18 protein-coding genes and 2 pseudogenes are annotated in these 23,554 nt (G+C 62.1%); 13 read left to right on the forward strand and 7 right to left on the reverse strand.

Features of this window, described 5'->3' with window-relative positions; translation table 11 throughout:
- Positions 1-10: 10 nt before the first annotated feature.
- Positions 11-1,333: an MFS transporter gene (locus AACY08_RS07040; protein WP_339468766.1), complete on the reverse strand. Its 1,323-nt coding sequence runs from the start codon at positions 1,331-1,333 to the stop codon at positions 11-13.
- A 192-nt stretch (positions 1,334-1,525) separates the two neighbouring features.
- Here AACY08_RS07040 and AACY08_RS07045 point away from each other — a divergent pair, with 192 nt between their 5' ends.
- Positions 1,526-3,262: an IlvD/Edd family dehydratase gene (locus tag AACY08_RS07045; RefSeq protein ID WP_339419338.1), complete on the forward strand. Its 1,737-nt coding sequence runs from the start codon at positions 1,526-1,528 to the stop codon at positions 3,260-3,262.
- Positions 3,263-3,310: 48 nt separating this feature from the next.
- Positions 3,311-4,033: a FadR/GntR family transcriptional regulator gene (locus AACY08_RS07050; protein WP_339419340.1), complete on the forward strand. Its 723-nt coding sequence runs from the start codon at positions 3,311-3,313 to the stop codon at positions 4,031-4,033.
- Positions 4,034-4,078: 45 nt separating this feature from the next.
- Here the strand turns inward: AACY08_RS07050 and AACY08_RS07055 are convergent, their stop codons facing one another.
- Positions 4,079-6,205, reverse strand: coding sequence for a TonB-dependent siderophore receptor (locus tag AACY08_RS07055; RefSeq protein ID WP_339468767.1), 2,127 nt, complete (start codon positions 6,203-6,205; stop codon positions 4,079-4,081).
- A gap of 188 nt (positions 6,206-6,393) precedes the next feature.
- Entirely contained in the window at positions 6,394-7,485 is a 1,092-nt protein-coding gene (locus AACY08_RS07060; protein WP_339468768.1) for an NADH:flavin oxidoreductase/NADH oxidase, read from the reverse strand.
- 78 nt (positions 7,486-7,563) lie between these two features.
- On the opposite strand from AACY08_RS07060, the gene AACY08_RS07065 reads away from it, so the two are divergent.
- Positions 7,564-7,875, forward strand: coding sequence for an ArsR/SmtB family transcription factor (locus AACY08_RS07065; RefSeq protein WP_339419343.1), 312 nt, complete (start codon positions 7,564-7,566; stop codon positions 7,873-7,875).
- Between the two features lie 8 nt (positions 7,876-7,883).
- On the opposite strand, the gene AACY08_RS07070 is transcribed toward AACY08_RS07065, so the two are convergent.
- Entirely contained in the window at positions 7,884-8,342 is a 459-nt protein-coding gene (locus AACY08_RS07070) for a metallophosphoesterase family protein (RefSeq protein ID WP_339468770.1), read from the reverse strand.
- A gap of 123 nt (positions 8,343-8,465) precedes the next feature.
- On the opposite strand from AACY08_RS07070, the gene AACY08_RS07075 reads away from it, so the two are divergent.
- From AACY08_RS07075 to AACY08_RS07090, 5 genes and pseudogenes are all read left to right on the forward strand, one after another.
- Positions 8,466-9,356, forward strand: coding sequence for a bestrophin family protein (locus tag AACY08_RS07075; protein ID WP_339468771.1), 891 nt, complete (start codon positions 8,466-8,468; stop codon positions 9,354-9,356).
- Positions 9,357-9,583: 227 nt separating this feature from the next.
- Positions 9,584-10,585: pseudogene (locus AACY08_RS30375) on the forward strand (cache domain-containing protein); the annotation flags it as partial.
- Between the two features lie 324 nt (positions 10,586-10,909).
- A pseudogene (locus AACY08_RS30380) lies at positions 10,910-11,446 on the forward strand (methyl-accepting chemotaxis protein); the annotation flags it as partial.
- Between the two features lie 204 nt (positions 11,447-11,650).
- On the forward strand, positions 11,651-14,059 hold the full coding sequence (locus tag AACY08_RS07085; RefSeq protein ID WP_339468773.1) for a glucose/quinate/shikimate family membrane-bound PQQ-dependent dehydrogenase: 2,409 nt from the start codon (positions 11,651-11,653) through the stop codon (positions 14,057-14,059).
- A 55-nt stretch (positions 14,060-14,114) separates the two neighbouring features.
- The gene (locus AACY08_RS07090; protein WP_339468774.1) at positions 14,115-15,380 is read left to right on the forward strand and encodes a carbohydrate porin; all 1,266 of its coding nucleotides are present in this window, start codon (positions 14,115-14,117) and stop codon (positions 15,378-15,380) included.
- A gap of 6 nt (positions 15,381-15,386) precedes the next feature.
- Here the strand turns inward: AACY08_RS07090 and rpiB are convergent, their stop codons facing one another.
- Positions 15,387-15,869, reverse strand: coding sequence for a ribose 5-phosphate isomerase B (gene rpiB, locus AACY08_RS07095; RefSeq protein ID WP_339419352.1), 483 nt, complete (start codon positions 15,867-15,869; stop codon positions 15,387-15,389).
- 255 nt (positions 15,870-16,124) lie between these two features.
- On the opposite strand from rpiB, the gene AACY08_RS07100 reads away from it, so the two are divergent.
- Genes AACY08_RS07100 through dhaL form a run of 5 tightly spaced genes read left to right on the forward strand, consistent with a single transcriptional unit; the run spans position 16,125 to position 21,048 of the window.
- Positions 16,125-17,612 carry a sugar ABC transporter ATP-binding protein gene (locus AACY08_RS07100; protein WP_339468776.1) on the forward strand — a complete coding sequence of 496 codons (1,488 nt, stop codon included), beginning with the start codon at positions 16,125-16,127 and terminating at the stop codon, positions 17,610-17,612.
- Complete coding sequence (locus AACY08_RS07105; protein ID WP_339468777.1) at positions 17,609-18,586, forward strand: ABC transporter permease; 978 nt, start codon at positions 17,609-17,611, stop codon at positions 18,584-18,586. Before AACY08_RS07100 ends, AACY08_RS07105 begins: the two co-directional genes overlap by 4 nt.
- A gap of 14 nt (positions 18,587-18,600) precedes the next feature.
- Positions 18,601-19,359, forward strand: coding sequence for an SDR family oxidoreductase (locus AACY08_RS07110; protein ID WP_339468778.1), 759 nt, complete (start codon positions 18,601-18,603; stop codon positions 19,357-19,359).
- Between the two features lie 36 nt (positions 19,360-19,395).
- Complete coding sequence (locus AACY08_RS07115) at positions 19,396-20,397, forward strand: dihydroxyacetone kinase subunit DhaK (RefSeq protein WP_339468779.1); 1,002 nt, start codon at positions 19,396-19,398, stop codon at positions 20,395-20,397.
- Between the two features lie 3 nt (positions 20,398-20,400).
- The gene (gene dhaL, locus AACY08_RS07120; protein ID WP_339419361.1) at positions 20,401-21,048 is read left to right on the forward strand and encodes a dihydroxyacetone kinase subunit DhaL; all 648 of its coding nucleotides are present in this window, start codon (positions 20,401-20,403) and stop codon (positions 21,046-21,048) included.
- A 187-nt stretch (positions 21,049-21,235) separates the two neighbouring features.
- Here dhaL and AACY08_RS07125 read toward each other — a convergent pair whose 3' ends face one another.
- Together AACY08_RS07125 and AACY08_RS07130 are read right to left on the reverse strand one after the other, a co-directional pair.
- Positions 21,236-22,213: a sugar-binding transcriptional regulator gene (locus tag AACY08_RS07125; RefSeq protein ID WP_049708871.1), complete on the reverse strand. Its 978-nt coding sequence runs from the start codon at positions 22,211-22,213 to the stop codon at positions 21,236-21,238.
- Positions 22,214-22,301: 88 nt separating this feature from the next.
- Positions 22,302-23,474 (reverse strand): XylR family transcriptional regulator, encoded by a 1,173-nt coding sequence (locus AACY08_RS07130; RefSeq protein WP_339428055.1) that lies wholly within the window; start codon positions 23,472-23,474, stop codon positions 22,302-22,304.
- Positions 23,475-23,554 lie beyond the last annotated feature (80 nt).

Raw genomic sequence — 23,554 nt, forward strand, 5'->3', positions numbered from 1 at the left:
TTCTCCCAGATTAAGTACGTGTGGCGCCACGAGCGCTGGCGGCGAATTGATCGGCGGGCAGTGCGTGCTTGCGCTCCAGCACGCGATAGACCACGCCGGTCAAGACCAGCCCGAACACCATGACCCCGGACAGGAAGTACAAGCCCGAGGCGAGGTTGCCGGTGTATTCCTTGAGCGCACCGATCACGAACGGACCGATATAGCCGCCGAGGTTGCCCACCGAGTTGATCAAGGCAATGCCCGCCGCCGCACTGGCGCCGGCAAAAAACCGACCCGGCAAGGTCCAGAACACCGCCGTGCAAGAAAACATCGCGAACGCCGCCAGGCACAGCGCCGCCATTTGCAGCACCGGCACGCTCAGCCATGCGCTGAAGAACAGGCCGATGGCACCGAGTATATAAAGCACCGCCAGGTGGCCGTAGCGATCGTTCAAACGGTCGGAACTGCGCGGGATGATCAGCAGGCCGATGATGCCGAAGATATACGGCACGGCGGAGATGAAGCCGGTGGTCAAATCACTGCCGCCGAACTGTTTGATCAACGTCGGTAACCACAGGCCCAGGCCATAAATGCTCAGGGTCACCGGCAGGTAGAACAGCGCCAGCAGCAACACGCGCTTGTCTTTCAAGGCATGCAGCGGGTTGCCGTGACGGGTCTGGCCGTAGGCTTGCAAGTCTTTGTTCAACTCGCCGGCGAGCCAGGCTTTTTCCTCGTCGCTCATCCATTTGACGTGCTTGGGGCCGTCCGGCAGGTAGCGCAGCACCGGCCAGGTGAGCAGGATCGCCGGGCTGCCGATCACGATAAACAGCCACTGCCAGCCGTGCAGACCAAGGATGCCGTCCATGCCTAGCAGCCCGCCGGATACCGGGCCGGTGATCATCATTGCGATGGGTTGCGACAGGATAAACAGCCCGAGGATCTTGCCGCGATGGCGCACCGGGAACCATTGGGTGATGTAGTAGAGAACGCCCGGAAAGAACCCCGCTTCCGCCGCGCCAAGCAGAAAGCGCATCACATAGAAGCTGTGTGGACCCTGCACAAAGGCCATGCCGATGGTGATGGCGCCCCAGGTGATCATGATTCGCGCGAACCAACGCCGTGCGCCGAAGCGGTCGAGCATCAGGTTGCTGGGGATCTCGAAAAGGAAGTAGCCAATGAAGAACAACCCCGCGCCCAGGCCATAGGCCGCATCGCCGATACCGACGTCGGCGCCCATGTGCAGCTTGGCAAAACCCACGGCAGAGCGGTCCACGTAGGCGATCAGGTACAGCAGGATCAGGAAGGGAATCAGTTTCAGCGTGATGCGCCGAATAAGCCGCAGTTCCTGGCTCATGGGGTCGATCTCCGATTGTTGTTTTTATAGAAGCTCGGGGGACGCCTCTCGCGAAAATCCGCCAGGGTCATACCTCAGTTAAGCCAGACTATATAGTATGACTATTTGCAAAACAACTCTTCCAAAGCATCGATTTTGCGCTTATGTTTAGGCGCAGATAGAACATATAGTCATACAATAAGAGAATCGATCATGTCTGATAAAAAGCCCGGCCTACGCTCCGCCCAGTGGTTTGGTACTGCCGACAAAAACGGCTTCATGTACCGCAGCTGGATGAAGAACCAGGGCATTGCCGACCATCAGTTCCATGGCAAGCCAATCATCGGCATCTGCAACACGTGGTCGGAGCTGACGCCGTGCAACGCGCATTTCCGCCAGATCGCCGACCACGTCAAACGCGGCGTGATTGAGGCCGGTGGCTTCCCCGTGGAATTCCCGGTGTTCTCCAACGGTGAATCGAACCTGCGCCCTACCGCCATGCTCACCCGCAACCTGGCGAGCATGGACGTGGAAGAAGCCATTCGCGGCAACCCGATTGACGGTGTGGTGCTGCTGACCGGCTGCGACAAGACCACTCCGGCCCTGCTGATGGGCGCCGCCAGTTGTGACGTGCCGGCCATCGTGGTCACCGGTGGGCCGATGCTCAACGGCAAGCACAAGGGCCAGGACATCGGCTCGGGCACCGTGGTGTGGCAGCTCAGTGAACAGGTCAAGGCCGGCACCATCACGCTGGATGATTTCCTCGCGGCCGAGGGCGGCATGTCGCGTTCGGCAGGCACCTGCAACACCATGGGCACGGCGTCGACCATGGCCTGTATGGCCGAGGCTCTCGGTACTTCGCTGCCCCACAACGCGGCAATCCCGGCGGTGGATGCGCGGCGTTATGTATTGGCGCATATGTCGGGCATGCGCGCCGTGGAGATGGTGCGCGAAGACTTGAAACTGTCGAAGATCCTCACCAAAGAGGCGTTTGAAAACGCAATCCGCGTGAACGCCGCCATCGGTGGTTCGACCAACGCCGTGATTCACTTGAAAGCCATCGCCGGGCGCATTGGCGTTGAATTGGACCTGGACGACTGGACCCGCATCGGTCGTGGCATGCCGACCATCGTCGACCTGCAACCGTCCGGGCGCTTCCTGATGGAAGAGTTCTACTACGCCGGTGGCCTGCCCGCCGTGCTGCGTCGCCTCGGTGAAGCCAACCTGATCCCGCACCCGAACGCCCTGACCGTCAACGGCAAGACCTTGGGCGAGAACACCAAGGACTCGCCGATCTACGGCCAGGACGAGGTGATCCGTACCCTCGACAATCCGATCCGCGCCGACGGTGGCATCTGCGTGCTGCGCGGCAACCTGGCGCCATTGGGCGCGGTGCTCAAGCCTTCGGCGGCCAGCGCCGAGCTGATGCAGCATCGCGGCCGTGCGGTGGTGTTCGAGAACTTCGACATGTACAAGGCGCGCATCAACGACCCGGAACTGGACGTGGACGCCAACTCGATCCTGGTCATGAAAAACTGCGGCCCCAAGGGTTACCCAGGCATGGCCGAAGTCGGCAACATGGGCCTGCCGGCCAAGCTGCTGGCCCAGGGTGTGACGGATATGGTGCGAATTTCCGACGCGCGCATGAGCGGCACGGCCTACGGCACGGTGGTGTTGCACGTGGCCCCGGAAGCCGCTGCCGGCGGACCGTTGGCCACCGTGAAGGAAGGCGACTGGATCGAACTCGACTGCGCCAATGGCCGTTTGCACCTGGACATCCCCGACGCAGAACTGGCGGCGCGCATGGCAGACCTTGCGCCACCTGAAAAGCTCATCGTCGGCGGCTACCGGCAGTTGTACATCGACCATGTGCTGCAGGCCGACCAGGGTTGCGACTTTGACTTCCTGGTGGGTTGCCGTGGGGCTGAAGTCCCCCGGCATTCCCACTAATTGGGATGCTATGATGCCGCGAATTTAAGTCAGAGCATCCCTGTCGTTATGGATCACCAGCCGCCCAAGCCGCGCAAGAGCCAGCATGCCCAGATCGTTCAGGACTTGGGCATGCACATCGTTTCCGGTCGCTTCAAGCCCGAAGAACGGCTGCCCATGGAGGCAACGCTCTGCGAGGAGTACAAGGTCAGTCGCTCGGTGTTGCGCGAAGCGACCCGGGTGCTCAGCGCCAAGGGCCTGGTGTATTCCAAGCCGCGCGTGGGCGCGGTGGTGCGGCCACGCTTGAAATGGCACCTGCTCGACCCGGACGTGTTGTCCTGGTTGATGCAGTCCACGCCCCACAGTGAGTTTTTCAATACCTTGGCCGGTGTGCGGCGCATCCTCGAACCGGAAATTGCCGCCATGGCCGCAACCACCGCCACCGATGACGACATCGCCACCATCGAAAAAGCCTACCAGGGCATGGAAACCGCGCAGACTCACGAACAGCTGTTGCAGGCCGACCTGGACTTCCACCGCGCCATTGCCGACGCCACCCGCAACGACCTGCTGGCCTACATGTGCAACATGCTGTCGCTGCCATTGCGCGAGTCGATCAACATCACCAACCAGCGCCCGGATATCCAGGGCCTGAGCCTGCCCCGGCACAAGGCGATCCTTACCGCGATCCAGAACCGCGACGCCCTTGGGGCGCGGCATGCGTCGCTGGTGCAGTTGGATGACACGCGAGTGGCATTGGATACGGTGATGAATGTGCTCACGCCGCTTTAATGTGGGAGCTGGCTTGCCTGCTCCCACCGGGATAGGGTCCCGCTACTACAGGGTGTAGGAGATCCCCACCTGCACCGTGCGCGGCTCGCCGGGGTAGGCATAGAAGTTCAGGAACGAGCCCTCTTCGTACTCACGGTTAAACAGGTTCTTCACATCCAGGTTCAGCCGCACGTTTTCGTTGACCTTGTAGTAACCGAGCAGGTCGACCACTGTGTAAGCGTCCATGGTGAACGTGGAGTTGTTGGTCTGCCCGGCACGATCAGCCACGTACTTTCCACCGGCGCCAAGGCCCAGGCCCTTGAGTGCGCCGTCCTGGAACTCATACACGTTGAGCAGGCTGAAGCTGTTGCGCGGGATGTTGGCCAGACGCGTTCCGGTACGCACTGTCGTGTCCTTGGTGACGGCGGCATCCACGTAGGCATAGCCGCCGATCATCCGCCACTCGGGCGTCAGGTTGCCGGCCACGTTCAGGTCGAAGCCGCGGCTGCGCACCTGACCGGTCGCGACGTTGAAAGCGGAGTCGAGCGGGTCGACACCTTGGACGTTTTTCTTTTCGATCTGGTAGATCGCCGCGTCGACGCTCAGCTGTTTATCCAGCGCTTCCCATTTCACGCCCATCTCATAGGACTTGCCCTTCTCCGGCTCGAACCCGCCACCCTGGCGGCTGGCGCCAGTGTTCGGCTTGAAGGAGCGGGCGGCATCAGCGTAGATCGCGACGGTGTCGGTGAGGTCGTACATCACGCCGACGCGCGGGGTGACAGCATTATCGGCGGCGTTCCAGTCGCGCACGCCGGTTACGTAGGATTTGTACTTGTGCTCGAACCGCTCAAAGCGCGCGCCCGCGAGGACTTTCAAACGGTCGGTCAATGCCACCTGGTCCTGGACGAATGCGGCGTAAGTCTTGAGGTTTTCTTTATCGTGGGTCGGCGTGCGCGTCAGCGCCGGACGCGGCTGGCCATAGACCGGGTTGAAGATATCGATCGGGAACGCAGCACTGGAACGCTGGATGATCGACTTGTAGTCGTAATCTTCGTATTCGATACCGGTGAGCAAGGTGTGCTCCAGCCCCCCGGTGGAGAAGTGCCCGGTCAGGTTGAGCTGGTAGTCCTTGTCGGTCCAGTCCAGCTTGCGGTAGTTGAAGTTGCGCTGCAGGGTGCGGCCGTCGGCCCCGAGGCTGCTGGCGTTGTTTGCCTCCACGCCATTGCCCTTCATCGTGCCGTCCAACCACTGGAACCCTCCGCCCAGAGTCCAGTTGTCGTTGAGCATATGCTCGAAACGCAACTGCGCCATGTTGTTATCGTTGTGCAGGTTGCCGGCGTATTTTTCGCCCCAGAAGGTGTCGCGCGACGGCGTGCCGCGCTGGTTGGCAAAGCGCGTCAGGCCGCGATCCAGCGGGTGGTTGTTGCGTATGAAGTCGCCTTCGAAGATCACCTTGGTTTCGTCGGTGGCTTGCCAGGTCAGCACCGGGGCCACACCGTAGCGTTCGGTGGAGACGTGGTCGCGGAAGGTGTCGCCGCCCTCGCCCACCACGTTCAGGCGATAAGCCAGGCGGCCCTCCTCATCCAGCGGGCCGGAGGCATCCAGGGTGCCGCGCTTCATGCCTTGATCATCCAACTGGCTGCCCAATGTGACCGTGCGCTCGGCCAGGGGCTGCTTGGACACCACGTTGAAGGTACCGCCGGGATCGCCACGGCCGTAGAGCATGGTGGCCGGGCCACGCAGCACTTCAAGGCGTTCGATCGTGTTGGCATCAGGCATGGCCGGGTAGCCGCGGTTTACAGGAAAGCCGTTGCGATAGAACTCGCCAGTGGTAAAGCCGCGCACGGTAAAAGTGGTCAGGCCCTGCCCGCCGAAGTTGTTGGCGCGGCCGACACCACCGGCGTAGTCCAGCGCTTCCTGCAAACGGGTGGCGCCGATGTCCTCGACCACATCTTTGGACACCACGGTGATGGACTGCGGCGTTTCATGAATCGAGGTATCGGTGCGCGTTGCACTCGCTGACCGTGTGGCGTGGTAGCCCTTGACCGGCCCCTGAGCCGTCTCGTAGTCCGCCTGTCCCGTGACATTGGTGGCTTGCAGCTCAAGACTGGCCTTGTCGGCAGAGACAACCTCTGCCCAGGTAAAAGGCGAAAAAGCTTGAAGCACACAGAGGGAAATCAGGGTACGACGCATGAATGTTGCACCTAGTGAATGAGCCAGATAGGACGGCAAACCTGCCAAGAATTCGACGCGCATGGTATATCAAAGAATTCTCGTTTGATATCTATTCTCATTCGTTATTTTTTGGGTATCCGTTTTGTATCAATGCCGAGACAAAAAAAGCCACTCAATTGAGTGGCCTATAGACTGCCTGGCTTACCTTAGCGATAGCGCTCCAGCCAATGGGCGTAAGGCGCCGGCAACGTCCAGGAGGATTTCTCCACGCCCAGTTCCTTGGCCGCAAAGTAGGCCCAATGCGGGTCAGCCAGGTGCGCACGACCGACCGAGACCAGGTCCAGGTGCCCAGACTGCAACGCGCCTTCTGCCAGTTGCGGCGTGCCAAAGCCCCAGGCCGAGGTCACCGGGATGCCCGCTTCGCGGCGCACGCGCTCGGCGATCGGGCCCATGAAGGCCGGGCCCCACGGGATATGGGTGTCGGGGATGGTAAAACCGACGCTGACGCTCAGCAGGTCCAGGCCGCCAGCCTTGAAGTTGCGGGCCAGTTCGATGGATTCGGTAAGGGTCTGCTCGTCACGGCCGTCGTATTCGATCACGCCAAAACGCGCGGTCAGGGGCAGGTTCTCTGGCCAGACTTCGCGCACGGCGGCCAGGGTTTCCAGGAGGAAGCGGCTGCGGTTGTCAAAGCTGCCGCCGTAGGCGTCGGTGCGCTGGTTGGAATGCTCGGAGAAGAAGCTCTGGCCCAGGTAACCATGGGCGAAGTGCAGTTCGATCCACTCGAAGCCGGCGTCACGGGCCCGGCGCGCGGCGTCGACGAAGTCCTGCTTGACCCGAGCGATGTCGTCCAGGGTCATGGCGCGTGGCACTTGCGGCAGGTTGGCACCGAAGGCGATCGCCGACGGTGCGATGGTTTCCCAGCTGCGCGCATCGGAAGCAGGCATGTGGTCGTCACCTTCCCACGGGCGGTTGGCGCTGGCTTTGCGGCCGGCGTGGCCGATCTGGATGCCTGGCACCGAGCCGGCGGCCTTGATGGCCTTGACCATGGGCACGAACGCTTCAGCGTGGGCGTCACTCCAGATACCGGCGCAACCTGGGGTGATACGCCCCTCAGGCGCTACAGCGGTGGCTTCGACCACCAGCAACCCGGCGCCGCCACGCGCCATACTGGCCAGATGCACGAGGTGCCAGTCGTTGACGATGCCATCATCGGCCATGTATTGGCACATTGGCGGGATGGCGATGCGATTGCGCAGGGTGACGTCTTTGAGTTTGAACGGTTCGAACAAAGCGGGCATTGAGAACTCCGGGAGCGAGTGAATGATTCGATAGTTCGATGGTAATCGAACTATGGTATTCGATGATACCCCCCTGTTATGATTCGTTTCATGCGAGCCTTTAAACACCCCCCCCTTGAAGACCTGACCCTCGAGCGCCTGCTGTACGCGCTGAGTGACCCGGTGCGCCTGGAAATCGTGCGCTGCCTGGCCGGTGTGCCCGAAGCCACCTGCGGCGAACTGGACGGCGGGCGTCCCAAGTCGAGCATGTCCCATCATTTCCGCGTGTTGCGCGATGCCGGGCTGGTGCAGACTCGCAGTGCCGGCACCACTCATCTGAATTCGTTGCGCGGCGATCTGCTTGATGAGCGGTTCCCGGGATTGCTGCAAACCATTCTTGCGCAGCGGTAAAACGCGACTCAGTCCAGCAGCGCGATCAAGCGCGCCTCGATGGACGTCTCCAGCACCTCCAGCAACGCCAACGTCACCGGCAACTTGAAGCGCCGCCGCCCTGCGCTGCCGGGGTTCACATACAACGTTGCGCCGCGCCACTCGATCAGCGGCTTGTGCGAATGGCCGGTGATCACCAGCCGCGTGTGTGAATCGAGTAACCCCGGTACATCGGCGATGTCATGCACCAACAGCGCCTTCCAGCCGTTCACATCAATCGTCAGATGATCGGGCACCGACTGCGCCCATGCAGCATCCTGATCGTTATTGCCGCGCACCACGTGAAGCGGTGCGATCAGCGCTAATTGATCGAGAATATCCAGGCTGCCGATATCTCCGGCATGGATGATCTGTTCACAGCCCTGCAATGCTGCGACGGCCTCTGGCCGCAGTAATCCGTGGGTATCGGAAATCACGCCGATTTTCATAAGTGCTCCGGAGCAGTGTTGATACCTATGTAACTTAAACGATTCAGGTACGGGGCGAACCTTCCCCGCCGACGGGCGTCCGAGTTAGGCACTGTTGCTTACTGCTCGCCGCGAGGTCCGCGTTTGAAAGCCGCCATTCTCAAAAAGTACCGACTGATCATCAAGACCATGGGCTACGTGGGCTGGGCCCTGTTCTGGCTGTTGCTGTGGGACGTCGCCGTCACCGTCGACTTCATGTTGTTTCTCACCTACAAGATCAATCTGCCGCTGATGCCCCTGACCCTGCTGGGTTCGGCGCTGGTGGTGCTGATCAGTTTCCGTAACAGCAGCGCCTACAACCGCTGGTGGGAAGCCCGCACCTTGTGGGGTGCAATGGTCAACAACTCGCGCAGCTTTGCCCGCCAGGTATTGACCCTGCTCGATGACCCCGCCGGCGAAGTGAACCCGGTCAAGGCCACCCTGCTGCGCCGCCATGTGGCCTATGTGAATTGCCTGGCCGCGCACCTCAAGGGCCAGCCGTGTCCCGCGGAAGTCCGGGCGTTTATCCCCGGCGATGAGTTTGCGCGCAACGGCGCCACCAACAACTTTGCCAACGACATCCTCACCGGCTCCGCCGCATTGCTGTCCAGGGAATACAAGGGTGGCCACCTGGACAGCATCCGCCTGGCGCGGCTGGAGTCGACCCTGGTGGATCTGTCCAACGCCCAAGGTGGCATGGAACGAATCGCCAACACGCCGCTGCCCTACCCTTACGTGTACTTCCCGCGATTGTTTATTTCGCTGTTCTGCCTGATCGTGCCGGTGGGCCTGGTGGAGTCCCTGGGGTGGTTCACCCCGCTGGCCTCGACGGTGGTGGGCTTCATGCTGCTGGCCATCGAGCGCATCGGTACCGACCTGCAAAGCCCGTTCAATTCCAGCGAACATCAGATCCAGATGGACACCATCTGCGAAACCATCGAAAAAAACCTGCAGTCGATGCAGCGTGATGCGCTGGGTGGCGAGCGCATCGGCTAAATACGCCCTTCGGCCTCAAGTGCTTGCCCCCGCAGTCGATATACAGGGGGTACGCATGGGCCACACCCCCCGTCATAACAACACATGCGACGCTCGACGCTACTGTTTTCTCCTTGCCAAAATTATAAATACCCGCGGGTGAAGTCATGAATATCAAGCAAAAGCTGACCTGGGCGTTTGCCGCCATCGCGTGCGTCCCGGTCATTTTGGTCGCTGTGTTGGTTGTAATGAATCTGCGCGAGGGGGCCCTGGCCAATTTCCTCGACAGCAGCGGCCGCGAGATCCGCCAGATCGACAATGGCATGAAGCAATTCTTCGACGGTATCAGCCAGAACGTCGATTTTGTGGCCAAGGACCCGCGCGTTGTCGCGGCCAAGGATCTCAAGAGCTACGCCGGTGCCGACGCTGCACAACTCCCGCTGACCCCGACCAACAAAGAGCTGCTGGAGATTTTCGACCAGTTTGCCAAGAGCCATCCGAGCACCGCCTACCTGTCCCTGGGTTTGAAGGACGGCGGCTACGCCAGTTGGCCCGACGACACCAAACTGAATAACTACGACCCGCGTGTACGGCCCTGGTACCAGGCGGCCATCGCCGCGCCGGGCGCCACCGTGCGTACCGGCGCCTATTACTGGGCGCCGGACGATGTGGTGCTGATCGGCACCGTGCACACCGTCGCCGACGCCACGGGCAACATCCTGGGCGTGGTCGGCCTGGACGTATCGCTCAAACAACTCACCGAACTGGTGCGCAACATCAAGCTCGGTGACAGCGGCTACCTGATGCTGGTGGAAGGCAACGGCAACGTGCTGGTCGACCCCAGCGATGCCAAGCACAACTTCAAACCCCTGGCCGACTTGGGCCCCAACTATGCCGAACTGGCCAAGCGCGGCGACGGCGTGACCCAAATCGACATCGATGGCGTGGCTTACATGGCCAACGTGGTCAGCTCCAAAGACTTGGGCTGGCGCTTTATCGGCCTGATCAAGCGTGATGAAGTGATGGCCGGCGCCACCCGCTTGACGTGGTTAATTGGGGCCATCGCAGCGGTATTGGCGTTGGTGTTCGCGATTGTCGGCGCCAGTTTCGCCAGCGTGATCGTACGCCCGATTCGCGGCGTGGCCGACGGCCTGCAGGAAATCGCCGAAGGTGAAGGCGACCTGACCCGTCAGCTCAAAGTACAAGGCAAGGACGAAACCGCCACTTTGGCCGGTTGGTTCAACCAGTTCCTCGGCATGATCGCCCAGTTGGTGCAGCGCATTGGCAATGCGTCTTCAGACCTGCAGACCGCCGCCGCCGACACCAGCGAAGTCGCCAACAACATGAACCAGGCGGCCGGCCGTCAACGTGAAGCCGTGGAACTGGTGAGCACCGCATTCAACGAAATGGTAGCCACTGCCAACGAAGTCGCACGCTCCTGCAGCGCTGCCGCCACCAGTGCCGACGAAGGCTACCGCGACGTGCACGATGGCCAGCAGCACATTGGCGAAGCCACCGGCAGCGTGCTCAAGTTGAGCGAAGACCTGCAAAAGTCCACTCAGACCATGCAATTGCTGGAGCAGGACAGCAAAAACATCAACACCATCCTCGACACCATCCGTTCGATTGCCGAACAGACCAACTTGCTGGCGCTCAACGCGGCCATTGAGGCCGCCCGTGCCGGTGATCAGGGCCGAGGTTTTGCGGTAGTTGCCGACGAAGTCCGCGCCCTCGCCCGCCGCACCGCCGACTCCACCGGCGAAATCGACAGCCTGCTCGGCAACCTCGCCCGCCGCACCCAGGAAGTGACGCAGCAGATGCAAGGCAGCCTGCTGGTGTCTCACACCAGCGTGGAACGCATCCAGCAGGCCCGCGACAGCTTTGACAAGATCCGGGGCTCGGTCGACTCGATCCGCGACCAGAATACCCAGATCGCCACGGCCGCCGAAGAACAACACCAAGTCGCCGAAGAGATCAACCGGCATATCGCGCAGATCCATGCCGATGCGCAACTGGTCGAAGAGTTTGCCCACTCAGCGCACACCGGGTCAGGCCGGCTGACCGATATCTCGGGCCAGCTCAAAGGGTTGGTGGGTCGATTCAAGTTCTAACCTGACGCGCTACCCGTTCAGCGCGCGAGTGTGGTGAGCGGGCTTGCCCCGCTCACCACACTCGCGCCGCCGCCAAACGCGACTTTAGCCTCAACCCATCATCGCACCCCCTGCAATAGTCTATTGCAGGACTCTAATGTACTAACCAGTTACTTATGTTGCTAAAATCGCGTCTTTGCCCTCTCACATTCGAGTCCTTTCGACATGAAACGAGCATCGCGCGCCGTTGGCGCCTCTAGATTTTTACTGCTGGGCCTGGGCGTAATCATCGCCCTGCTCGGCCTCGCGCTGGCCATCGGCGGCCTCAAACTGGTCAGCCTGGGAGGTTCCTGGTACTTCCTGATCGGCGGCCTGGCCATGGCGATTGCCGGCTTGATGATCGCCCGGCGTAAACCGGCGGGCGCGTGGCTGTTTGCGGCTTTCCTGGTCGGCACAGCCATCTGGGCGGTGGCGGATGTGGGCCTGGTGTTCTGGCCGCTGTTCTCGCGTGTATTCATGTTTGCGGCCATCGGCATGGTGGTAGCGCTGGTCTACCCGCTGCTCGTCAATAAGCCTGCACGCGGTGCCTATGGCGTCGCCGCGGTATTGGCGATCGGCGTGGCCGTGGCGGCGGGCAATATGTTTGTCGCCCACCCAAGCGTGGCCCCGACCGGTACCGGCCCTGGCATCACGCCGGTAGCCCCCGCCGATGCTCAGAAAGACTGGGCGCACTACGGCAACACCGAAGGCGGCAGCCGCTTCGCCGCGCTGGACCAGATCAACCGTGACACCGTCAACCAACTCAAAGTGGCGTGGACCTACCACACCGGCGACGTGGCAATCAGCGACGGCAACGGTGCCGAAGACCAACTGACGCCCTTGCAGATCGGCAACAAAGTCTTCATCTGCACGCCGCACAATAACCTGATCGCCCTCGACGCCGACACCGGCAAAGAACTGTGGAAGAACGAGGTCAACGCCAAATCGGCGGTGTGGCAGCGCTGCCGCGGCATGGCTTATTTCGACGTCACTGCGCCGATTGCCCAGCCGCCCCAACCGAACAGTTCGCCGATCATCGCCGCCAGCGTTCCTGCCGGCGCGCAGTGCCAGCGTCGCTTGCTGACCAACACCATCGACGCCCGCCTGATCGCGGTAGATGCCGACACCGGCAAATTCTGCGAAGACTTCGGCACCCACGGCCAAGTCGACTTGAAAGCCGGCCTGGGTAACGTGCCGGACAGCTACTACCAACTGTCCTCCGCGCCGTTGATCGCCGGTACCACTGTGGTGGTGGGTGGCCGCGTGGCCGACAACGTACAGGCTGACATGCCGGGCGGCGTGATCCGTGGTTTCGACGTGATCACCGGCCAGATGCGCTGGGCTTTCGACCCCGGCAATCCGCAAGACAAGCAGGCCCCGGCCGACGGCAGCACCTATGTGCGCAGCACCCCGAACAGCTGGGCACCGATGTCCTATGATCCGCTGATGAACACGGTTTTCCTGCCGATGGGCAGTTCGTCCACCGACATCTATGGTGTGGAGCGCACCGAGCTTAACCATAAATACGGCGCTTCGGTATTGGCGCTGGACGCCTCCACCGGCGCGGAAAAATGGGTCTACCAGACCGTCCACAATGACCTGTGGGACTTCGACCTGCCGATGCAGCCAAGCCTGATCGACTTCACCCCGCCGGGCAGCGACAAGGCTGTGCCAGCGGTGGTGATCGGCACCAAGGCCGGGCAGATCTACGTGCTCGACCGCGCCACCGGCAAGCCACTGACCGAGGTTAAAGAAGTACCGGTCAAGGCCGCCAACATCCCCAACGAACCCTACTCGCCCACCCAGCCAAAATCGGTCGGCATGCCGCAGATTGGCGCCCAAACCCTGACCGAATCAGACATGTGGGGTGCCACGCCGTTCGACCAGTTGCTGTGCCGCATCGACTTCAAAGGCATGCGCTACGACGGCCTGTACACCGCGCCGGGCACGGACAAATCCCTGAGCTTCCCGGGATCGCTGGGCGGCATGAACTGGGGCAGTATTTCCACCGACCCGGTACACGGCTTTATCTTCGTCAACGACATGCGCCTGGGCCTGTGGATCCAGATGGTGCCGTCGCAGAACAAGGCGCTGGTCGCGTCCGGTGGCGAAGCGCTGAACACTGGGATGGGCGCCGTGCCGCTCAAGGGCACGCCGTATGCAGTGAACAAAAACCGCTTCCTGTCGGTGGCTGGCATTCCGTGCCAGGCGCCGCCCTTCGGCACCCTGACCGCGATCGACATGAAGACCCAGAAAGTCGCCTGGCAAGTGCCGGTCGGCACCGTGGAAGACACCGGCCCGCTGGGTATCCGCATGCACCTGCCGATCAAGATCGGCTTGCCGACCCTTGGCGGCACCCTGTCGACCCAGGGCGGCCTGATCTTTATCGCCGGCACCCAGGACTTCTACCTGCGCGCCTTCAACAGCGGCAACGGTGAGGAAATCTGGAAAGCCCGCCTGCCGGTAGGCAGCCAGGGTGGGCCGATGACCTACATTTCGCCGAAAACCGGCAAGCAATATGTGGTCGTCACCGCTGGCGGCGCACGCCAGTCCACCGACCGTGGCGACTACGTGATCGCTTACGCCCTGCCATAACCGCCTTTAAGCGCGGTGCTCTTTGCACCGCGCCGTCTGCTTTGGAAGAACCCGCATGACCCGCTCTTCTTATCTTTCCCTTGGGCGCCTGTTGCTCGGCCTGGCCTTTGGCGCCGCCCTGCCCGTTCAAGCCAGTGACACCACCCTGACCGGCGACTGGGGCGGCCTGCGCCGTGAACTCGACGAGCAAGGCATTCGCTTCACCGGCGACTACAGCGGCGAAACCGCCTACAACGCCCACGGTGGCCAACACCGCTCGGCGCGCTACTCGCAAAACCTCAAGCTCGGCGTGCAGTTCGACCTGGGCAAGCTCTACGGTTTCAACCATGGCGACCGCATCCAGGTCACCCTCAATGACCGTCGCGGCAACAGCGCTTCCGAAGACCTGGTGGGCAACCGCCTGCCGATCCAGGAAAATTACGGCGGCCTCTACACCCGCCTGACCGAGCTGAGCTACGAGCGCACCCTCTTCACCCCGGCACTGAACGTCAAGCTCGGCTACATGGCCATGGGCAATGACCTCGGCGGTCTGGACAGCGGCATTCTGTGCAACTTCATGAACGCCGGTTTCTGCGGGCACCCGCTGAACATGTCCGGCGGCAGCGGCTGGAGCAACTACCCGAACGCGCGCCTGGGTGCGCGGGTGAAATACGACTTATCACCCTCCTGGCAACTGCGCGTCGCCGCGTTCAATGTGGACCCCGACAGCAACGGCGATTCCAGCCGCGCCTGGCACTTGAGCCCCAAACACACCACAGGCACCGTGGTGCCGATCGAACTGGTGTACAAACACGCTGGCACCCTGCCGGGCGAATACAAACTGGGCTATTACTACGACAGCTCCGATGTGAAACGCATTGGCAGTAACAAGGAGGTCAGCGGACGCGCCAGCCACTACCTGCTGATCGACCAGGCGGTGTGGGCGTCGGATTCATCCGCCGGCCGCGTGCTGCACGCCTTCGGCCAATACTCCGCTGCCAGCGAAGCAGCGTCGCCGTTCAGCAAGTGGTACAGCGTGGGCGTGGTGCTGTACAAACCGTTCGAAGGCCGGCCACGTGACAGCCTGGCCCTGGGTTATGGCCGAGCCGTACCGAACCCGCGCAGCCGCGAGGTGCAGGAACTGGCCGCCTTGAACGCCGGCACGGATTATCCCAACCTGAACAATGCCGAGCAGTTGATCGAACTGAGCTATGGCTACCAGGCCACGCCATGGCTGACCCTGCGCCCGGATGTGCAATACATCATCGAGCCGGGAGCGTTTTCCGGCGACAACATCGACAACGCTTTGGTGCTGGGCCTGCAGGTCAAAGCGGTATTCTGACCCGGCTCAGTCGTCTGACGGCAACGCCCTGTTCGCCCGTTCGAGCGCCGTGATGCGCTCGACTTTCGCCCCGGAGCGCTCCGCTTCGAATTCCGACTCGAGAAACACTTTCACGATGCTCTTGGCCAGCTCGGGCCCGATCACCCGTGCACCGATCGACAGGATCTGCGCATCGTTGCTTTTGCGCGCCCGCTCGGCGGAATAGGTGTCATGGGCTTGGGCCGCCCGCACCCCCTTGATCTTGTTGGCTGAAATCGCCATGCCGATACCCGTGCCGCAAATCAACACACCCAGGCGCTGTTCACCGGCACCGACCGCCATCGCTACAGCCGCCGCGATATCCGGATAGAGCACTGGGCTGGACGAATGGCAGCCAAAGTCCTCAACCTCATACCCCAGGTTTTCGATAAAGCGCTTGAGCAATTCCTTGAGCTCGAAGCCCGCCTCGTCGCATCCGACGGCCACCGAAAACGTCGTTTGTGCACCCATCACTGTTTCTCCATCAGACCGATCAAATGATCACTCACTGAAATTATGCACAATCATTAGCCAGCGACTGACAGGGTGCTGTCAAGGCTTATTTAAGTGAGAAAACAGTTTAAAACTGCCACGCCACCGGAAGACGTTGTACCGGACCATTGACAAAACCGGCTCAAGCAGTTTAAACATATGATCACTATCCGATCATATGATCAGGCTACTGGACAAAACACCTAATAAGAAAATCAGCAAGAGGACACACCAATGGCAGCGCCATTACTGCTCCACGCTGAACACGTTTCCAAAGCCTACGCGGGGGTTCCAGCCCTGCGCGATGGGCGCCTCTCCCTGCGTGCCGGTAGCGTCCACGCCCTGTGCGGCGGCAATGGCGCCGGCAAATCGACTTTCCTCAGTATCTTGATGGGCATCACCGGGCGCGACGCCGGCAGCATCCTGCTCAACGGCCAGCCGGTGCAGTTCGACCGCCCCAGCGCGGCACTCGCCGCCGGCGTGGCGATGATCACCCAGGAGCTGGAACCGATTCCCTACATGACCGTCGCCGAGAACATCTGGCTGGGTCGCGAGCCGCGGCGCGCCGGCTGCATTGTCGACGGCAAGGAACTCAACCGGCGCACCCGCGAACTCCTGCAAAGCCTCGAATTCGACGTGGACGCCACCAGCCCGATGCACCGCCTGAGCGTGGCGCAGATCCAACTGGTGGAAATCGCCAAAGCCTTCAGTCATGACTGCCAGGTGATGATCATGGACGAGCCCACCTCGGCCATCGGCGAACACGAGGCGCAAACCCTGTTCAAGGCCATCCGCCGCCTCACGGAGCGCGGTGCCGGCATCATTTATGTGTCTCACCGCCTCAGCGAACTGGCGCAGATCGCCGACGACTACAGCATCTTTCGCGACGGCGCCTTTGTCGAAAGCGGGCGCATGGCCGATATCGACCGCGCTCATCTGGTACGCGGTATCGTCGGCCAGGAGCTGCAGCGCATCGACCACAAAGTCGGCCGCGAATGCGCCGCCGCCACCTGCCTGGACGTCAACGGCCTGAGCCGCAACGGCGAATTCCAGGACATCAGCCTGCAACTGCGCCAAGGCGAAATCCTCGGTATCTATGGACTGATGGGCTCGGGCCGCAGTGAGTTCCTCAACTGCCTGTATGGCCTCACCGTGCCCGACGCCGGCAGCGCCACCCTGCAAGGCCAACCCCTGCCCACTGGCACACCCGCTGCGACGATTCGCGCCGGCCTGTCACTGGTCACCGAAGACCGCAAAGACAGCGGCCTGGTGCTCAGCGCCAGCATCCTCGCGAATATCGCACTGTCGGCCTACAAGCAGCTGTCGAGCTGGTCGGTGATCAACGCGCGCAAGGAGCAAGCCCTGGCGCAAAGCATGGTCAAGCGCCTGCAGATCAAGGTCTCGTCCCTGGACCTGCCGGTGGAATCCATGAGCGGCGGCAACCAGCAAAAGGTGGTGCTCGCCAAATGCCTGTCGACCCAGCCGATCTGCTTGCTTTGCGATGAACCCACGCGCGGCATCGACGAGGGCGCCAAGCAGGAGATCTATCACCTGCTCGATGAATTTGTGCGTGCCGGCGGCGCGGCCATTGTGGTCTCGTCCGAAGCGCCGGAGCTGCTGCATCTAAGTGATCGCATCGCGGTATTCAAGGGCGGCCGCCTGGTGACCGTCAGCACCGACACCGCCCTCTCCCAGGAAGCCTTGTTGAGTCTTGCCTCATGAATAGCAAAGTCCTTGCTGCACCCGTGACCGCCGCGCCGCGCAATCGCCTGCGCATATCCCTGGACCGCTTCGGCCTGCCGCTGGTGTTTATCCTGTTGTGCGTGGTGATGGCGTTTTCCAGCGAATACTTCATGACGTGGCGCAACTGGATGGACATTCTGCGCCAGACCTCAATCAACGGCATCCTCGCCGTGGGCATGACCTACGTGATCCTGACTAAGGGCATCGACCTGTCGGTGGGTTCGATCCTGGCGTTTGCAGGCTTGTGCAGCGCGCTGGTCGCCACCCAGGGCTATGGCCTGCTGGCAGCGGTGAGTGCGGGGATGTTTGCCGGGGCCATGCTGGGTGTAGTCAATGGCTTTATGGTCGCCAACCTGTCGATCCCGCCGTTTGTCGCCACTCTTGGCATGCTCAGCGTGGCGCGGGGCATGACCTTTATTCTGAACGACGGCAGCCCCGTCACCGACCTGCCCGACAGCTTCCTCGCCCTGGGTATCGGCAAGCTCGGGCCCATTGGCGTGCCGATCATTATCTTTGCCGTGGTCGCGCTGATTTTCTGGATGGTGCTGCGCTACACCACCTACGGCCGCTACGTGTACGCCGTGGGCGGCAATGAAAAAAGCGCACGCACCTCCGGCATCGGCGTGCGCAAGGTGACGTTCTCGGTGTATGTGATTTCCGGCCTGCTGGCGGGCCTTGCGGGCGTGGTACTGGCCGCGCGCACCACATCGGCCCTGCCCCAGGCAGGCGTTTCCTACGAGCTGGATGCGATTGCCGCCGTGGTGATCGGCGGTACCAGCCTGTCGGGCGGCACCGGCAGCATTATCGGCACGCTGTTCGGCGCGCTGCTGATCGGCGTGATCAACAATGGCTTGAACCTGCTGGGAGTGTCGTCGTATTACCAACAAGTGGCCAAGGGGTTGATCATCGTGCTCGCGGTGTTGATCGATGTCTGGCGCAAGAAAAAACGCTAAGTGGAGTGTGTGCAATGTCCAATTTCTGGAACCAGGCGTTTGACCTCACCGGCCGTTGCGCCGTGATCACCGGCGGCGCGGCCGGTATCGGCCTGGCCTGTGCCAATTTATTGGTGGAACGCGGTGCCAGGGTGGCCCTGCTGGATCGCGACCCGGCGGTGGTGGACGTCGCCGCCAGCCTCGGCGCCGGCCACCTGGGCCTAGTGGCCGACCTGCGCCAGCTCGACTCGGTACACGCCGCCGTCGACCTGGCTGCCGCCGCGCTTGGGCGTATCGATTACCTGGTCAACAGCGCCGGCGTTGCATTGCTGGACAAGGCGCTGGAGGTCAGCGAAAACGCCTGGGACACCACCCTCGATATCAACCTCAAGGCCAGCTTCTTCGTGGCCCAGGCCTGTGCCCGGCACATGATAGAAAGCGGCGGCGGGCGCATCGTCAACCTTGCTTCCCAGGCTGCAGTAATCGGGCTGGATCGCCATGTGGCCTACTGCGCCAGCAAGGCCGCCGTGGTCGGCATGACCAAGGTGTTAGCCATGGAATGGGCGCGCCACGGCATCAACGTCAACGCCGTGTCGCCAACCATCGTCGAAACCGCCCTGGGCAAGAAGGCCTGGGCCGGTGAACTGGGCGAGCGCGCCAAATTGCAGATCCCGGTGGGACGCTTCGCTCAGCCCGAAGAAATCGCCGGCCTGGTGCTCTACCTGGTCAGCGACGCAGCCAAGATGATCAACGGCGAGAACGTGGTGATCGACGGCGGCTACAGCATTCAGTAATCCGCTTGCTCACGAATAAGAATAAGGAAACAGCGCATGAATCGAGTGATAAACGACCCAGACCTGGTGGTCGAGGACATGCTCGCGGGCATTCTCGTGGCGCACCCAGAGCTGGTGCAGTACGAGAGCAACCCACGGGTCATCCGCCAACGTAAAACTTCACCGGCCGGCCAGGTGGGCATTGTCACCGGTGGCGGTTCGGGCCATGAGCCGGCGTTTCTCGGCTATGTCGGCCCTGGCCTGGTGGATGCGGTGGCGGTCGGCGAGATTTTCTCCTCACCCACCGCCAAAAGCTTCTTCGATGCCTTCCGCGCTGCGGACCAGGGCGCGGGCGTGGCCTGCCTGTACGGCAACTATGCCGGCGACAATATGAACGTGAAGCTGGCAATGAAAATGGCCGCCAGCAAAGAGATGAACATCCGCACCGTGGTCGCCAACGATGACGTGGCCTCTGCCCCTGCGGCGGATATCGCCAAGCGGCGCGGCGTGGCCGGTGAGATTTTCATGTGGAAGATCGGCGGAGCCGCCGCTGCCCAGGGCTACGACCTCGACGGCGTGATCCGCGTGGCCCAGAAAGCCGTGGACCGGTGCCGCTCCATCGGCGTGGGCCTCACGCCCTGCACCATTGCGGCCGTCGGCAAACCCAACTTCCAGATCGAAGGCGGCATGATGGAACTGGGCATCGGCCACCACGGCGAACCCGGCATCGAAGTGGTGCCGGTGGAATCCGCGGCCGCGATGGCTAAACGCATGCTCGCACCGATCCTGGCCGACCGCGACTTCAGCGCAGACAAAAGCGTCGTGGTGCTGGTCTCGGGCCTGGGCGCCACGCCGCTGATGGAGCTGTACATTTTCTACGCCGAGGTCGAGCAGCAACTGCGTGCCAAGGGCCTGCGCATTCACCGCTGCTACGTAGGCAATTACTTCACGTCGCTGGAAATGATGGGCGTGACCCTGACCGTGCTCGGCCTCGATACCGAGCTGACCACCTTAATCGATCACCCCTGCCGCTCCATCGGCATGACACAGTCGGAGTGAAGCATGAGCGAGCATTTCCCCAGCAACACCGGTAGCGCCATCGTCACCAACCTGGTGTCGATCATCGTTGCCAACCGCGAATACCTCAGCGAAGTGGACGGCGCCATCGGCGACGGCGACCACGGTATCAATATGGCCAAGGGGTTCTCGCGCTGCGGCAAGACCCTCGAAGGGCGCGAACTGTCGCTGGCCGAGGCGCTGGACGAACTGACCCTGGCGCTGATGGAGGGCATCGGCGGCTCCATGGGCCCGCTCTACGGCAGCCTGTTTATCGGCATGGCCGACGAAGTGCGCGGCCGCGACAGCATTGATGCGGCGAGTTTCGCCAGGTTGCTGCGCGGTGGCCTCACGTCACTGCAAGACATCAGCGATGCAGGCGTGGGCGACAAATGCCTGATGGACACGCTGATCCCGGCCGTGGAGGCATTTGAACGGGCCGAAGCCAGCGGCGCTTCGTTTGCCGAAGCCTTGCGCCAGATGAAAAATGCGGCCTCCCAGGGCCGCGATTCAACCCGCGACCTGGTGGCGAAAATCGGCCGCGCCAGCCGCCTGGGGGAGCGCTCCCTCGGCGCGCTGGATGCCGGCGCGGTGTCTTGCTGCCTGATCCTCACCAATCTCGCCGATTCGGTCGAGGCCCGGCTGGTAGCGTAATTGTGGGAGCGGGCTTGCCCGCGAAGGCGGTGTGTCAGTTGGCATAAATGCTGGCTGACCCATCGCTATCGCAGGCAAGCCAGCTCCCACATTGGGTTCTGCGCCTGGCCGGTCAACTGAGCACACCCCCCATCCTTGTGGGAGCGACGATCCGACGCGCCCGCCAAGGCTGCGCGCCCCTATGCACTTAACGACGCGTCGCATCATCCAGGGCGAGGATCGTGTAGGCATTCGACACGGTCGTCGCCAGGGTGTTGATCACCCCGGAACGCAACGCGCCGAGGGTCGCCGCCGCCTTGGTGTTCTCGCTGGCAATCGCCACCACATCCGGAATACGCACCAGTTCCTGCACCGACAAGCCGATCACCCTGCCCTGCATGGCGTTGACCGCCGGCTGGCCGTGGATGTCGATGAAGTCGTAGCCCATCATGTCGCCCACCGTACCGGACACACGGGCCTGGGCAATTTCCTGGGGCGAGAACCAGCCCATGCGCACCATGTTGCTGTTCTCGCTCATGTCACCGATGCCAATCAAGGCGATATCGGCGCGGCGCGCGCGGTCGAGGGTCGAGCGTACGGTGTCGTTGTTGATCAGCACACTGCGCAGTTCCGGGTTGGCCACCAGGGCCGGTGCGTACAGGGTTTCGCTCTCGGCGCCGAAACGCAGGGCCAGGCGCCGGCAGATATGGTCGGGGTTCATGTATTCGCCGGCCTTGAGCGAGCCGCCAATCGCACACACAAACGTGCAGTTGCGCGTCACCGGCAGGAACACATTGTCGGCCACCGCGCCGACATTGCGGCCCATGCCGACGGCGATGATCATGCCGTCGCTGAGGGTTTTGTTCAGGTAGTTGGCGACTAGGCTGGCGACGGCCGAACGCTGGGTGTCGGGGTCGCCGTGGTCGACCGCGATCAACGCACGGTCCAGCTGGAAACGCTCGACCAATGCCTGCTCCAGCTCAGTGTTCAGCGCCGGGTGTTGCAACACCCGCACCTCCACCACCCCTTCATCACGGGCGCGCTTGAGCAACCGGCTGACCTTGACGCGAGACAGGTCGAAGCGCTTGGCAATGGCTTCCTGGGTGATGTTGTCGAGGTAATAAAGCATGGCCACTTCGGTCATCAGGTCGATGTCGCTGGCGGCACGCTGGGCACTGTCGGTCATGGGAGCTTCCATTTACGCCACAAAAAACCATTCTCCCTAGTCTGTACGGTGCAAGTCCAGCAGCGAATGGGCCTGGCTGGCAAAGTTTCTAATGACTCTGCTGGTATTCGCGTGGCGTACAGCCGAACTCGCGACGGAACACCGTGTGCAGGTACTGCGCAGATTTGAAGCCGCATTGCTGGGCGATGTCGGCAATCGCCAGGTGGTTGCCTTGCAGGCCCTTGGCGGCGTTGGCGAGCTTGAAGCGCAGAATCTCGTCATGCACGCTGCAGCCGCGCGCCTTGCGAAAGTGCGACTCCAAGGATGAACGCGACACGCCGACATAGGCCGCTACCTGGGCGGTCTTGATGCCCTGGCAGGCGTATTGGCGGATAAACAGCAGCGCCTGCATCACGTAGGGATTACCCAGCGGTTGATGCAGGCTGGATGCCTGCACGTTGATCGCATCCGGCGGCACCAGCACCTGCGTGCCCGTGCAGGGCTTGCCGTGCAGCATCTGGTGCAACAGCGCGGCGGCGGTGCGGCCCATGGTTTCGGTGCCCTGGATCACCGAACTCAGTGGCACGCGTGTAAGGGTGCGGGTCAGCGGGTCGTTGTCGATGCCGATCAGCGCCACTTCTTCCGGCACCGCGATGCCGGCGGTGAGGCAGGCTTGCAGCAGTTGCCGGGCGCGGGCGTCGGTGACGGCGATGATGCCGATGGGCTTGGGCAGGCTTTGCAGCCAGGCTATCTGCTGCTCCACCGCGCTGTCCCACAGCGGCGCGCTGGTGCCCAGGCCGCGATAGATCTGCACCGGCAAGCCATCCCGTTGCATCAACCGCTTGAAGGCTTTTTCGCGCTCCTGGGCCCAGCGATTGGCCTGGGCTTCGGGCAGACTGAAACAGGCAAAGCGCGTCAGCCCGGCCTCGATCAGGTGCGCGTACGCCATCGTCATCAAGGCATCGTTGTCCGTTGCCACGTAGGGAATGCCCTTGGGGTAGGCGCGCGCATCTTCATAGGAGCCTCCCACCGCCACCACCGGCACCTTGCTCCCGGCCAGCGCTTCGCCGATCAGCGGGTCGTCAAAGTCGGCAATGATGCCATCGCCCTGCCAGCGCTCAATGCCTTTGAGGCGGCACAAAAAGTCTTCTTCGAGGAACAAATCCCAGGACGCGCGGGTGCTGCTCAGGTAGTTGCCAATGCCGGCAATGATGCCGCGGTCATAGATTTTGCTGCCGTTGAAGAGCAAGGCAATGCGGTGCACGGGCGGTAGGGTTTTCATTGTTTTTATCCTGGGGCCGGTGGGTGCAGATTAGCATGCAGGGACTTGGTTATTGAGGGAAGCGGGCCTCGGGCAAGGCC

Origin of the sequence: Pseudomonas sp. EL_65y_Pfl1_R83 (assembly GCF_963970695.1) — a bacterium.
Classification (GTDB): Bacteria; Pseudomonadota; Gammaproteobacteria; order Pseudomonadales; family Pseudomonadaceae; genus Aquipseudomonas; species Aquipseudomonas tritici.